12 protein-coding genes are annotated in these 12,955 nt (G+C 58.8%); 5 read left to right on the top strand and 7 right to left on the bottom strand.

What is annotated here, in order from left to right:
* Window position 1 precedes the first annotated feature (1 nt).
* Window positions 2-586, bottom strand: a complete 585-nt coding sequence (locus tag GAO09_RS00625) for a peptidylprolyl isomerase (protein ID WP_153352146.1) — start codon at window positions 584-586, stop codon at window positions 2-4.
* Window positions 587-609: 23 nt separating this feature from the next.
* Window positions 610-1,104 (bottom strand): pantetheine-phosphate adenylyltransferase, encoded by a 495-nt coding sequence (coaD, locus tag GAO09_RS00620; RefSeq protein ID WP_153352145.1) that lies wholly within the window; start codon window positions 1,102-1,104, stop codon window positions 610-612.
* A gap of 413 nt (window positions 1,105-1,517) precedes the next feature.
* On the opposite strand from coaD, the gene GAO09_RS00615 reads away from it, so the two are divergent.
* Both GAO09_RS00615 and GAO09_RS30215 read left to right on the top strand, forming a co-directional pair.
* Window positions 1,518-1,697, top strand: coding sequence for a hypothetical protein (locus GAO09_RS00615; RefSeq protein ID WP_153352144.1), 180 nt, complete (start codon window positions 1,518-1,520; stop codon window positions 1,695-1,697).
* Between the two features lie 33 nt (window positions 1,698-1,730).
* The gene (locus GAO09_RS30215) at window positions 1,731-1,859 is read left to right on the top strand and encodes a hypothetical protein (RefSeq protein ID WP_274379745.1); all 129 of its coding nucleotides are present in this window, start codon (window positions 1,731-1,733) and stop codon (window positions 1,857-1,859) included.
* An 83-nt stretch (window positions 1,860-1,942) separates the two neighbouring features.
* On the opposite strand, the gene GAO09_RS00610 is transcribed toward GAO09_RS30215, so the two are convergent.
* Window positions 1,943-2,173, bottom strand: a complete 231-nt coding sequence (locus GAO09_RS00610) for a hypothetical protein (protein WP_153352143.1) — start codon at window positions 2,171-2,173, stop codon at window positions 1,943-1,945.
* Between the two features lie 362 nt (window positions 2,174-2,535).
* Entirely contained in the window at window positions 2,536-5,376 is a 2,841-nt protein-coding gene (gene gyrA / locus GAO09_RS00605; RefSeq protein WP_153352142.1) for a DNA gyrase subunit A, read from the bottom strand.
* Between the two features lie 217 nt (window positions 5,377-5,593).
* Between gyrA and GAO09_RS00600 the strand changes: the two genes are divergently transcribed.
* A complete protein-coding gene (locus GAO09_RS00600) occupies window positions 5,594-6,223 on the top strand; it encodes a MarC family protein (RefSeq protein ID WP_153352141.1) in 630 nt (209 codons plus the stop codon).
* 47 nt (window positions 6,224-6,270) lie between these two features.
* Here the strand turns inward: GAO09_RS00600 and GAO09_RS00595 are convergent, their stop codons facing one another.
* Together GAO09_RS00595 and GAO09_RS00590 are read right to left on the bottom strand one after the other, a co-directional pair.
* A complete protein-coding gene (locus tag GAO09_RS00595) occupies window positions 6,271-6,558 on the bottom strand; it encodes an RDD family protein (protein WP_153352140.1) in 288 nt (95 codons plus the stop codon).
* A 60-nt stretch (window positions 6,559-6,618) separates the two neighbouring features.
* The gene (locus tag GAO09_RS00590) at window positions 6,619-7,185 is read right to left on the bottom strand and encodes a single-stranded DNA-binding protein (protein ID WP_153352139.1); all 567 of its coding nucleotides are present in this window, start codon (window positions 7,183-7,185) and stop codon (window positions 6,619-6,621) included.
* Window positions 7,186-7,478: 293 nt separating this feature from the next.
* Between GAO09_RS00590 and uvrA the strand changes: the two genes are divergently transcribed.
* Together uvrA and GAO09_RS00580 are read left to right on the top strand one after the other, a co-directional pair.
* On the top strand, window positions 7,479-10,400 hold the full coding sequence (gene uvrA / locus GAO09_RS00585; RefSeq protein WP_153352138.1) for an excinuclease ABC subunit UvrA: 2,922 nt from the start codon (window positions 7,479-7,481) through the stop codon (window positions 10,398-10,400).
* A 49-nt stretch (window positions 10,401-10,449) separates the two neighbouring features.
* The gene (locus GAO09_RS00580) at window positions 10,450-11,253 is read left to right on the top strand and encodes a DUF72 domain-containing protein (RefSeq protein WP_153352137.1); all 804 of its coding nucleotides are present in this window, start codon (window positions 10,450-10,452) and stop codon (window positions 11,251-11,253) included.
* A 12-nt stretch (window positions 11,254-11,265) separates the two neighbouring features.
* Here GAO09_RS00580 and GAO09_RS00575 read toward each other — a convergent pair whose 3' ends face one another.
* Window positions 11,266-12,741 (bottom strand): NAD(P)H-hydrate dehydratase, encoded by a 1,476-nt coding sequence (locus tag GAO09_RS00575; RefSeq protein ID WP_153352136.1) that lies wholly within the window; start codon window positions 12,739-12,741, stop codon window positions 11,266-11,268.
* Between the last annotated feature and the right edge of the window lie 214 nt (window positions 12,742-12,955).

Here is a 12,955-nt window from a genome sequence, read left to right as displayed (position 1 = left end):
TTTATTTGCCCACGGTGACCTTCAGCATGCGGTCGGGGTCGGTGACCTCGCCATTGCTGCCGGCGCCCTTCTTGATTTTGTCGACATTTTCCATGCCGGACACGACCTTGCCGACGACCGTGTATTGGCCGTCAAGGCTTGGGTATTTGGTGAACATGATGAAAAATTGCGAGTTCGCCGAATTCGGGCTCTGTGAACGGGCCATGCCGAGCACGCCACGCTCGAACGGCGTGCGCGAAAATTCGGCCGGGATATCCGGCAGTGCGGAACCACCCATGCCGGCGCGCGACGGTGCAAAGCTTTTTCCGCCCTGCTTGCCAAACTCGACGTCACCGGTCTGGGCCATGAAACCGTCGATCACGCGGTGAAACACGACATTGTCGTATTCGCCCTTGGATGCGAGTTCCTTGATCTGCTTGACGTGTTTCGGTGCCAGTTCCGGCATAAGTTGGACGACGACCGGGCCATCCTTCAGCTGGATGGTCATGGTGTTGGCATCGGCGGCAAGCGCGGATGTGGTCAGGACAGGCGCTGCGAAAGAAGCGGCCATCATGGCGCCGGCAAGGGCAAGGTGAAGAAGTTTCATCCTGGGCTCCGTTTGATAAACGATCAGCGTTTAAGCTTGGTATTCAGGGCTTCATGAACGGCTGCCGGCACGAAGGTGCTGACATCGCCGCCCATGGAGGCGATCTGTCGGACCAATGTGGCGGTTATGGGCCGCGATGCAATGCCGGCCGGCAGGAAAACCGTCTGCACGTCGGGCGCCATCTGCGCGTTCATGCCGGCCATCTGCATTTCATAATCGAGGTCCGTACCATCCCGCAGGCCGCGGATCAGCAGGCTGGCGCCATGGTCGCGTGCCGCGTTGATGACGAGACCATCGAAACTGACGACCGAAACACCATCGGCCTTTTCCGGCAGCGCCTGATCCAATGAGCGGCGGATCAGTTCCGCCCTCTCCTCGAACGTGAACAGCGGCGTCTTGCCCGGATGAACGCCGATACCGACGACGACCGTGCCGGCGACCTTCATCGCCTGCAAAAGCACATCGAGGTGGCCATTGGTCATCGGATCGAACGATCCCGGATAAAAAGCAGTGGTCATCGTGTCTTCAGCGTTTCAGTGCCAAAACCGTTATAAAGTCACCGCCTTTTGTCACGGTCGGCGGTCAATCGCAAGGCGGCCAGCGCCTGAACGGCAAATGAACGCGCTGTTCAAGGTGGTTTCAGGGCTCACATGTTTTTATCCACCCTGCAGAGACGGAGGGGAACGGTCCCCGGGTCCCGCAACAGGAGTAAATACATGCTGGTTGTTCTTGTCGCTATCGCCATCGGCCTCTCGCTTCTGGCCGAACTGGTCCTCACCGTGGACCTCGACGACGCCAGAGAGATTTGAATCCTGAACGCCAGATGAACGACCTCTTCAGGGAGGCTTCAGAGGGGGAGTGTTAAAACTTCCTCAACAATGCGGAACCAGCGTGCTCATCGCACGTTCAGAGAATAGAAGGAATTGCGGAGATGTTTGCGAAGAAAAATTCGGCCATGCCTGACAAGATCACCATGATCAGCATCGTATGGACCGCAATGATCGCAGTCATGATGACTGCAACTGTAACTCTCTACAACGACAAGTCCGATACGGCTCCGACCAATTACACGGAGATGACCGGTACTTACCAGGGCGTCTCCTACTACTGAGGCTTTTAAAGCCCGGGAAGGTATGAGATGTTCTTGACCATGACAGTTCTTGCCGGGCTGATCAGCACCATGTTTGTCGCCACAGTCGTGTCCTCGATTGCCGAGCTCGGTCGAGAGCGTGAGGATATCGAGGAATTCGCCCGCCGCCACAGGGCATTCTGAGGCTACAATTCTGAATAAAAAAGCCGGGTGATGAATTTCACCCGGCTTTTTTGCTGTTTGTAACATGAACAAAGCCACGCCTTTCAGATTTTTCCCGCTATCCAGACGACCATAAAAATCAATCCGCCGCCGGCCATGCCGAAGGATGCGATTGTGCCGAGAATGAGGGGCAGGAATTTTATCGCCGAAATATGCGGCGAAACTTCCAGCAGGAAACTGGAACGGATCTTGTCCGGATCCAGGCAGAGAACCTCATAGTCTCCGGGTGCTGTGCAATCGAAGCGTCCAAGCGCGATAGACTTGCGGCCACTCATGTCCGTTCGCTGGACCTGCATCATCGCCAACCTTGAGCCATGATAGTCGATCATTGCTCTTGATGACGCATCACGGATGGCGAAAAATGCGCGGTGCCCGGGATGACGGTGAACGGTGGCGCCACGACGCTGATGAGATAACGCCCTGCCCTCGGCAGCGTCACTCTCTTCGGTTCAGAGCCGGCCGGGAAGCGCTCTCGCACGTCAGGTGAGCCGAGCCGAACCAGACCGACTATGCACCGGACCAGCAGATAAAAGCCTCCAACGGTTCCGATCGGCGCCAAAAACTTGAGAAAAGTCTCCGGCGTCATTTGGCATGATCTTCAACGAAAAAGGCCGGGATTTCTCCCGGCCTTTGCTTCTTATTCTTCGCTCGGTGCGTCGCCCTCTGGGGCTCCGCCTTCCGGCGCCTCGGTGATGGCGCCGCCCTCGGTGGTGATTTCACCCGGCACGTCGCCCTCTTCCTCTTCGCCTTCCGGCTCGCTGATGCGCTCGACCGATACGACCTTCTCGCCCTTGCCGGTGGAGAAGATGGTGACGCCCTTGGTGGCGCGGCTGGCGATGCGGATACCGTCGACCGGTACTCGGATCAGAACGCCACCATCGGTGACGAGCATGATCTGGTCCTTGTCCTCGATCGGGAACAGAGCAACCTGTTCGCCGATTTCCGCGGTCTTCGAGGTGTCGGTGGCACGGATACCCTTACCGCCACGACCCGAGGTACGGAAGTCATAAGACGAAGAACGCTTGCCAAAGCCCTTTTCGGAAACGGTCAGAACGAACTGCTCGTGCTCCTTGAGGTATTCGTAGCGTTCGTCGGACAGCTGTCCTTCTTCCACCACTTCCTCGCCGACGAGAGCGATATCGTCCTCATCGACACCGGCGGCACGGCGCTCAGTGGCTGAACGCTTGAGGTAGGCAGCACGCTCCCACGGCTCGGCATCGACGTGGCCAACGATCGTCATCGAGATGATGCGGTCGCCATCAGCCATATTGATGCCGCGTACGCCGATCGAGTTGCGGCCGGCAAACACGCGGACCTCATCGACCGGGAAGCGGATCGCCTGACCGAGCGCGGTCGTCAGCAGCACGTCGTCGCCCGGAATTGCGAGATCGTGGTTGGGCGCCGTGCAGGTCTCGACGGAGAGGATTTCGTCACCCTCTTCCTCAAGCTTCATGGCAATCTTGCCGTTGCGGTTGACCTGCACGAAGTCCGACAGCTTGTTGCGGCGAACCGTGCCGCGTGTCGTTGCGAACATCACGTCGAGGTTTTCCCAGGTCGCTTCGTCCTCGGGCAGCGGCATGATCGTGGTAATGCGTTCGCCGGCTTCCAGCGGCAGCATGTTGATCAGGGCCTTGCCGCGAGACTGAGGCGTGCCGATCGGCAGACGGTAGACCTTTTCCTTGTAGACGATGCCACGCGAGGAGAAGAACAGCACCGGCGTATGCGTGTTGACCACGAACAGGCGCGATACAAAGTCCTCGTCGCGCGTCGCCATGCCGGAACGGCCCTTGCCGCCGCGACGCTGGGCGCGATACGTGGCAAGCGGTACGCGCTTGATATAGCCGAGATGCGAAACGGTAACGACCATGTCTTCGCGGGCGATGAGGTCTTCATCGTCCATGTCGAGGCCGGCATCCATGATCTGGGTGCGGCGTGGCGTGCCGAATTCGTCACGAACGGCAGCAAGCTCGGCCTTGACGATCGTCTGGATGCGAACACGCGAAGACAGGATATCGAGATAATCGCTGATCTCGGCGCCGATCTTGTTCAACTCGTCGGCGATTTCATCGCGGCCGAGTGCCGTCAGGCGGGCCAGACGCAGTTCAAGAATGGCGCGTGCCTGCTCTTCGGAAAGATTGTAGGTCGCATCATCGTTGATCTTGTGACGCGGGTCGTCGATCAGGCGGATCAGCGGCTCGACGTCATGGGCTGGCCAGCGGCGGGTCATCAGCTGCTCGCGGGCGGTCGCCGGATCAGGCGCACGACGGATCAGCGCGATGACTTCGTCGATGTTGGCGACAGCAATCGCCAGACCGACCAAGACGTGGGCGCGTTCGCGCGCCTTGCGCAGAAGATACTTTGTACGCCGGCTAACGACTTCCTCGCGGAAGGAAACGAAGGCGCGCAGCATGTCGAGCAGGATCATCTGCTCCGGCTTGCCGCCGTTCAGCGCCACCATGTTGCAGCCAAACGAGGTCTGCAGCGGCGTATAGCGATAAAGCTGGTTCAGGATGACGTCGGCATTGGCATCGCGCTTCAGCTCGATGACAACGCGATAACCCTGGCGGTCGGACTCGTCGCGCAGGTCGGAAATACCCTCGACGCGCTTCTCCTTGACCAGTTCGGCCATCTTTTCGATCATCGTCGCCTTGTTCACCTGATAGGGAACTTCGGTGATGATGATCTGCTCACGATCGCCGCGCATCGGCTCGATGGTGGCAAGGCCACGCATCATCACCGAACCACGGCCGGTTTCGTAGGCAGAACGAATGCCGTTCTTGCCCAGAATCATCGCGCCGGTCGGGAAGTCCGGACCGGGAATGATTTCCATCATTTCAGGCAGTTCGATAGCCGGGTTATCAATAAGCGCGATACAGCCGTTGATGACTTCGCTCAGATTGTGCGGCGGAATATTGGTGGCCATGCCAACCGCGATACCGCCCGCGCCATTTACCAGTAGGTTCGGGAATTTTGCCGGAACCACGACGGGCTCCGACATGGTGCCGTCGTAGTTGTCGCGGAAGTCGACGGTTTCCTTGTCAAGGTCATCGAGCAGCGCATGCGAGACCTTTTCCAGGCGGCACTCGGTATAGCGCTGTGCAGCCGGCGGATCACCGTCGATCGAGCCGAAATTGCCCTGACCATCGATCAGCGGCAACCGCAAAGACCAGTCCTGCGCCATACGGGCCAAGGCGTCATAGATCGCCGAGTCGCCGTGCGGATGGTACTTACCCATCACGTCACCGGTCACGCGGGCGCTCTTGACGTATTTCTTGTTCCAGTCGAGGCCCAGCTCGTTCATCCCGTAAAGGATACGACGATGCACCGGCTTGAGGCCGTCACGGACGTCGGGAAGCGCGCGGCTGACGATAACGCTCATCGCGTAATCGAGGTAGGACCGCTGCATTTCCTCCATGATCGAAATGGGTTCGATGCCTGGTGGCAGCTTTCCGCCGCCGGGTGTGCTTTGATCAGTCAAATCGATTAGGATCCTGTTCGGAATCAGTTGACGTTTTATAGCCGAAGGCTGCCGCCAACGCCAATTTTCGAACCTGTTGTGAACAGGCTTTTACGGCTTATAGGCGGCATATGCCGTCATCATCCAAGAAGATCGCCCGCGATCGGGGTTTTCTCCGTGCTGCGGTTGTCCTAACAAGGTTTCAGTTTAACGGCAAGCATGCGGGAATATTGCTGAAATGGTGACAATCGACACGATCCTGAATGCATTGACGACGCTGCTGGTCACGCTCGACCCACCGGGCCTGGCGCCGCTCTTCGTCGGCCTTACCGTCGGCATGGACGCGGCCCAGCGTCGCCATGTCGCCATGCTCGGCACGGTCACCGCTTTCGGCATTCTTGCCGGCTTTGCGCTGGTCGGCGCGCAATTGCTCGGTTTCCTCGGTATTTCCATGGGCGCTTTCCGCATCGCCGGCGGCATATTGTTGTTCTGGATCGCCTTCGAGATGATTTTCGAGCGCCGCAATGATCGCAAGGAAAAGACGTCCGAAACGGCCATGACGGTCGATCACATCCGCAATATCGCGATCTTTCCGCTGGCGCTGCCGCTGATTTCCGGTCCCGGTGCAATTTCCGCCACCGTGCTTCTGGCCGGTAGCTTCAGCGCGCCACTCGACCGCGCTATCTTGATAGGCATTCTCGCCGTCGCCATGGCCGCGGTGTTTGCAGCGCTTATGATCGCCCCTGCCCTCGACCGTTTTCTCGGCGTAACCGGCCGCGCGCTGCTGACCCGATTGCTCGGCGTCATTCTGGCAGCACTGTCGGTACAGTTCGCCGTCGACGGCATTCGCTCGGCCTTCGATCTGTGAGCGAACGGGCGTTCATCTGACGCGACGTCATGACGTTGCGTCAGGCATCAGCGGTCTGTCCGTTTGGCTCTGAGAATGCGCTTCCAGATCGTGCCGCCGAGATAGCGATTGAACACGACGAAATACGCGATCATCAGGGCAAAGCACAAAAGCGCCGGAAGGCCGTTCAGGCTGAAACCGTTTTCGGTCGTGCCACCTAAAACAAATGCCACACCAAGACCTGCGATCCAGAAGATTGTGAAAAAATCGAGGATGAAGGCCAGCACGATCCGCCATGTGGCCGGCGGCTTTCCAATCGTGCCGTTTGGTGGCTGCGGGCTTTGCGTCTCGGTCATCCGAACTTCTCCGTCTCAGTGTTTCGATATGAAAAAGGCGCCTCGCGGCGCCTTTCCAGATCAGAACGGAATATCATCATCCAGGTCGCGGGAGAAACCACCGCCGCCGCCGGAAGGCTGACCGCCGCCACGATTGCCGCCACCGCCCGACGGACGCCCGTAGTCATCGCCGCCGCCAAAATCGCCGCCGCCGCCGTAATCGTTGCCGCCGGCAGAGCTGCCACGGCCACCGCCGCCACCACCGCTGTAACCGCCACGATCGCCGCCGCCTTCGCCACGGCCGTCAAGCATGGTCAGGGTCGAGTTGAACCCCTGCAGCACGATTTCGGTCGAATAACGATCCGCACCCTGCTGGTCCTGCCATTTGCGGGTCTGCAACGCGCCTTCGATATAGAGCTTGGCACCCTTTTTCACATACTGTTCGACAACCTTGCACAGGCCTTCGTTAAAAACGACGACGCTGTGCCATTCGGTCTTTTCCTTGCGCTCGCCGGAATTGCGATCACGCCAGGTTTCCGACGTCGCAATGCGCAGATTGGCGATCGGACGACCATCCTGGGTCCGGCGGATTTCGGGATCGGCACCCACGTTGCCGATCAGGATCACCTTGTTGACGCTACCTGCCATGATATTCTCACTTTCTACGCCACGGGACGCGGCTTAAAAATCCAATGCCAGCACCATAGACTATAGGCGCGGCGCCTTGGGACCCTCACGATCCCTTAATCCACAAGGATTTCCCGAAATGTTGCCAAACATAGGCATTCGCGCAACATGAAGATTGTTCTTTATTTGTTCTATTTAATTCCTATAGTCATGTCAAACGAATCGGGAACGAGCGTCAACCCACGCCGTTTCCATCTCGACACAGACGAATCAATCACCATATAGGGAGCCTTCCCTCCCATCAGGCTTTGGTAATGAGCGAACTCAAGACGATCTCCATTCGTGGCGCGCGTGAACACAATCTCAAGGGCATCGACCTCGATCTTCCGCGAAATTCGCTGATCGTGATGACCGGACTGTCAGGGTCGGGCAAATCGTCGCTCGCCTTCGACACGATCTATGCTGAAGGCCAGCGCCGTTATGTCGAGAGCCTGTCGGCCTATGCCCGGCAGTTCCTCGAAATGATGCAGAAGCCGGATGTCGACCAGATTGAAGGTCTGTCGCCGGCCATCTCGATCGAGCAGAAGACGACCTCGCGCAACCCGCGCTCGACGGTCGGCACGGTCACCGAGATTTACGACTATATGCGCTTGCTGTTTGCGCGCGTCGGTGTGCCCTATTCGCCGGCCACCGGCCTGCCGATCGAAAGCCAGACCGTCAGCCAGATGGTCGATCGTATTCTGGCGTTCGAGGAAGGCACGCGCCTTTATATTCTGGCGCCAATGATCCGCGGTCGTAAGGGCGAGTATAAAAAGGAACTCGCCGAACTGATGAAAAAGGGCTTTCAGCGTGTGAAGGTCGATGGTCAGTTTTACGAGATTGCCGACGTGCCGCCGCTCGACAAGAAATACAAGCACGATATCGACGTCGTGGTGGACCGTCTTGTCGTCCGTTCCGACATTTCCGCACGTCTGGCAGACAGTCTTGAGACCTCGCTGAAACTGGCAGACGGCCTTGCCGTCGCCGAGTTTGCCGACAAGCCCCTGCCTGCCAATGAAACCGCAGCCGGTGGTTCCGCAAACAAGTCGCTCAACGAAACCCACGAGCGCGTGCTGTTTTCGGAAAAATTCGCCTGCCCCGTCTCCGGCTTCACCATTCCGGAAATCGAGCCGCGCCTGTTTTCGTTTAACAACCCTTTTGGCGCCTGCCCGACCTGTGACGGCCTTGGTTCGCAGCAGAAGGTGGATGAAAACCTCATCGTGCCGGAACCCGGCCGCACGCTGAAGGACGGCGCGCTCGCACCTTGGGCAAAATCCTCGTCGCCCTATTACAACCAGACGCTCGAAGGCCTCGGAAAGGTCTTTGGCTTCAAACTGTCCGACCGCTGGGAAAAGCTTTCCAAGGATGCGCAGACAGCGATCCTGAAGGGCACCGAAGAAAAGATCGAATTCAACTACGTCGACGGCGCTCGTTCCTATAAAACGACCAAGACGTTCGAAGGCATCGTGCCGAACCTCGAACGTCGCTGGAAGGAGACCGACAGCGCATGGGCGCGCGAGGAAATCGAGCGTTACATGTCGGCGGCACCCTGCCCGGCCTGCGCCGGTTATCGCCTCAAGCCGGAAGCATTGGCCGTCAAAATCAACAAGCTGCATATCGGCCAGACCACCGAAATGTCGATCAAGGTGGCGCGCGACTGGTTTTCGGCTCTGCCCGAGCACCTGAATGCCAAGCAGAACGAGATCGCCGTCCGCATCCTCAAGGAAATCCGCGAACGCCTGCAGTTTTTGAACGACGTCGGCCTCGATTATTTGAGCCTGTCGCGCAATTCCGGCACGCTTTCGGGCGGTGAAAGCCAGCGTATTCGGCTTGCCTCGCAGATCGGCTCCGGGCTGACCGGAGTGCTTTACGTACTGGACGAGCCGTCGATCGGCCTGCACCAGCGCGACAACGCACGCCTGCTCGACACGCTAAAACACCTGCGCGATATCGGTAATACCGTCATCGTTGTCGAACATGACGAGGACGCGATCCTGACCGCCGATTACGTCGTTGATATCGGCCCCGCCGCCGGCATCCATGGCGGCGAGGTGATCGCAGAAGGCACGCCGCAACAGGTCATGGCCAACCCGAAATCGATGACCGGCAAATATCTGTCGGGCGAACTCGGTGTGGCCGTGCCGGCGGAACGTCGCAAGCCCAAGAAGGGCAAGGAAATCAAGGTTGTCGGCGCACGCGGCAATAACCTCAAGAACGTGACCGCTTCTGTGCCGCTTGGTGTCTTTACCGCCGTGACCGGGGTGTCGGGCGGTGGCAAGTCAACCTTCCTGATCGAGACGCTCTATAAGTCTGCTGCCCGTCGCGTCATGGGCGCGCGAGAAATCCCGGCCGAGCACGACCGCATCGACGGTTTCGAGCATATCGACAAGGTCATCGATATCGACCAGTCGCCGATCGGCCGCACGCCGCGCTCCAACCCGGCCACCTATACCGGCGCCTTCACGCCGATCCGTGACTGGTTTGCCGGACTGCCGGAAGCCAAGGCGCGCGGTTATGCGCCGGGCCGCTTCTCCTTCAACGTCAAGGGCGGCCGCTGCGAAGCCTGCCAGGGCGATGGCGTCATCAAGATCGAAATGCACTTCCTGCCCGACGTCTACGTCACCTGCGATGTCTGCCACGGCAAACGCTACAATCGCGAAACGCTGGACGTGCACTTCAAGGGCAAGTCGATCGCCGACGTGCTCGACATGACGGTCGAGGAAGGCGTCGAGTTCTTCTCGGCGGTGCCTGCCGTGCGCGACAAACTGCAGGCGTTGTTTGAGGTTGGTCTTGGTTACATCAAGGTCGGCCAGCAGGCGAACACGCTTTCGGGTGGCGAGGCGCAGCGCGTCAAGCTAGCCAAGGAACTGTCAAAACGTTCCACCGGTCGCACGCTCTACATTCTCGACGAACCGACCACTGGCCTGCATTTCCACGACGTCGCAAAGCTTCTGGAAATGCTGCAGGAACTGGTCAACCAGGGCAATTCGGTCGTCGTCATCGAGCACAATCTCGAGGTCATCAAGACGGCCGACTGGATCATCGACATCGGTCCTGAAGGCGGCACCGGTGGCGGCGAGATCGTTGCGCAGGGCACGCCCGAACAGGTCGTCAAGGAAAAGCGGTCCTATACCGGTCAGTTCCTGAAGGAATTGCTGGAGCGTCGGCCGGCCAAGAAAGTTGAGGCGGCGGAGTAATCCGCCGTCACCAGACGCTATCGCGAGTAGATCTCAACGGGAGGCATGGATGAGCAAGTCGGGTACGATCCGCACCGGTATCGGCGGCTGGACGTTTGATGCCTGGGAGGGCACGTTTTATCCCGAAAAGCTGACGAAGAAACGCCAGCTTGAATATGCCTCCAGCAAGCTCTCGGTCATCGAGGTCAATGGCACCTATTACGGGTCGCAGAAACCGGAAACCTTCGCCAAATGGGCTTCGGAAGTGCCCGATGGCTTTATCTTTTCGCTGAAGGCCAGCCGCTTCACGACCAACCGCAAGATTCTTGGCGAGGCCGCTGAATCGATTGATAAATTCCTCAATCAGGGTCTGGTCGAACTGGGCGACCGTCTTGGCCCTCTGCTCTGGCAGTTCGCGCCCACCAAAAAGTTCGAGCCGGACGATTTCGAGGCGTTCTTGAAGCTGCTGCCAGAGAAGCTGGAAGGTCTGCCTCTGCGTCATGTCGTCGAAGTGCGCCACGACAGTTTTAAGGTCCCGGAATTCGTGGCGCTTCTCGAAAAATACAACATCGCTCCGGTCTGCGCCGACCATTTCGATTACCCGATGATTGCGGATGTCACTGCCGATTTCGTCTATGCTCGGCTGCAGAAGGGATCTGACGAGATCCCGACCTGTTATGCCGATGACGACATGAATACCTGGGCAAGCCGTCTGAAGACGTGGGCTGCCGGCGATGTGCCTGCCGACCTGCCGCTGGTGGACGACGGTCGCAAGGTGAAGAAGGAACCACGCGACGTGTTTGCCTTCTTCATCCATGAAGGCAAGGTCAATGCACCTCAGGGTGCTATGGCGATGGCGGAACTGCTGAAATAATTTTTATGCCCCTCAGGTCAGATCAATATTGGCATGTTGAGCCAGATCTTCGGCGGTCATGCCTGGTTCGGCCTTCAGTGCAGCCTCTCCATGCAGATAGGCGCCTGCTGCCGCCGCCTCGAATGCCGGGACGCCCTGCGCCAACAGGGCGCCGATCATTCCGGCCAATACGTCGCCGGAACCGGCGGTCGCAAGCCATGGTGGCGCGTTGGAATTGATATAGGCGCGACCGTCCGGCGAGGCGATGACGCTGTCCGCCCCCTTGTAGACAATGACTGCATTGGAACGTGCGGCCGCCGCCCTCGCCTTTTCCACCTTTCCGAGGTTTTCGTCGGCGGCGATGTCGGGAAACAGTCGTGCAAATTCGCCCTCATGCGGCGTTAGCACCAATTTCGTTTCCCCACCGGCGAATGCGTCGAATAGAAGTTTTGGCTCGTCGCGAAACGAGGTGATCCCGTCGGCATCCAGCACCAGCGGTTTTTCGGTCAGGACAGATACAAAATCACGCGCCCGTTCGCCGACGCCAAAACCTGGGCCGAGCACGCAGGCTGATATTTTTGCCGTATCCAGCCAGTTGGTTAGTTCGGCTTGTGTCTCCACCTGCCGCACCATTACCGCAGTCAGGGCGCCGGCATTCACGGCAACGGCATCCTGGGGCGACGCCACAGTCACGAGACCGGCGCCGCATTTCGATCCGGCAGTCGCCGCAAGGCGTGCCGCCCCCGTATGCGAGGCGCTACCGGAGAATACGACCAGATGGCCGCGTTTGTATTTGTGTGTTTCTCCTGCCAGTGCCGGCAAACGGGACGCCCAAAGTGACGGATGGTTTTTCCGGATATTGCCCACATGTGCGGCAAGGGTCCGATGCGGAATGCCGATATCGAAAACTTCAATCTCACCACAGAATGTCCGCCCGGGCATGAGCAGATGGCCCAGCTTCATGGCCATGAAGGTGATCGTGCGCGTAGCTTGCAGCGCGCTACCCAGAACCTTGCCGCGAAGACCGCATATACCGGACGGCAGATCGACCGCAATGACGGGCAGCCCGGCATCATTGATCGCGGCAATAAGCTGCTGAACGTCGCCCGACAGAATGCGCGACAGGCCCGCGCCGAAAAGCGCATCGATGATAACGTCACCCGCTTCGGGCCGATATTCGCTCAAGGGGCTCGGTTGCAGTGGGCAGGCCAAGGCCGCGCGGCGTGCATCACCCTTCAAGGCCGTGTCGCCTGCCATCTCTAAAACCGCGACGACTGCGCCAGCTTCGCAAAGCGCACGCGCCGCCACATATCCGTCACCACCGTTATTGCCGGGTCCGCATAACGCCACGAAACGCCGTGCTTGAGGATAGAGCCGCAGCGCTGAAGCCGCCACGGCTTGTCCTGCCCGCTCCATCAGGTCGAAGAACGGAATGCCTGATGCCACCGAGGCAGCGTCGACGGCGTTCATTTCCTGTGGCGTGAAGATATGCGTGCTGAGATCGATCATGCGATGATCTCACTCGACTTGCCCGGCGAACACAATCGATTTTTTTCGACTGGTTCGGCGCAAAAATAGTCAAATGCCTAAAATGACGCCAACCGATGAATTCGGTTTTCACTAATTCAGTGGGCAGAGATATCCGGCATCGGCCGATGCGCCATTTGTCGCAACCAAATGCATTCCCGGAGTGCCCAATAATAATGCCCTTGGCTCTCGCCCT

It is taken from the genome of Endobacterium cereale (assembly GCF_009617585.1).
In the GTDB taxonomy this organism is placed as follows: Bacteria; Pseudomonadota; Alphaproteobacteria; order Rhizobiales; family Rhizobiaceae; genus Neorhizobium; species Neorhizobium cereale.
Note: the sequence above shows the minus strand (reverse complement) of the source record. Positions and strands in the feature narration are given on the sequence as shown.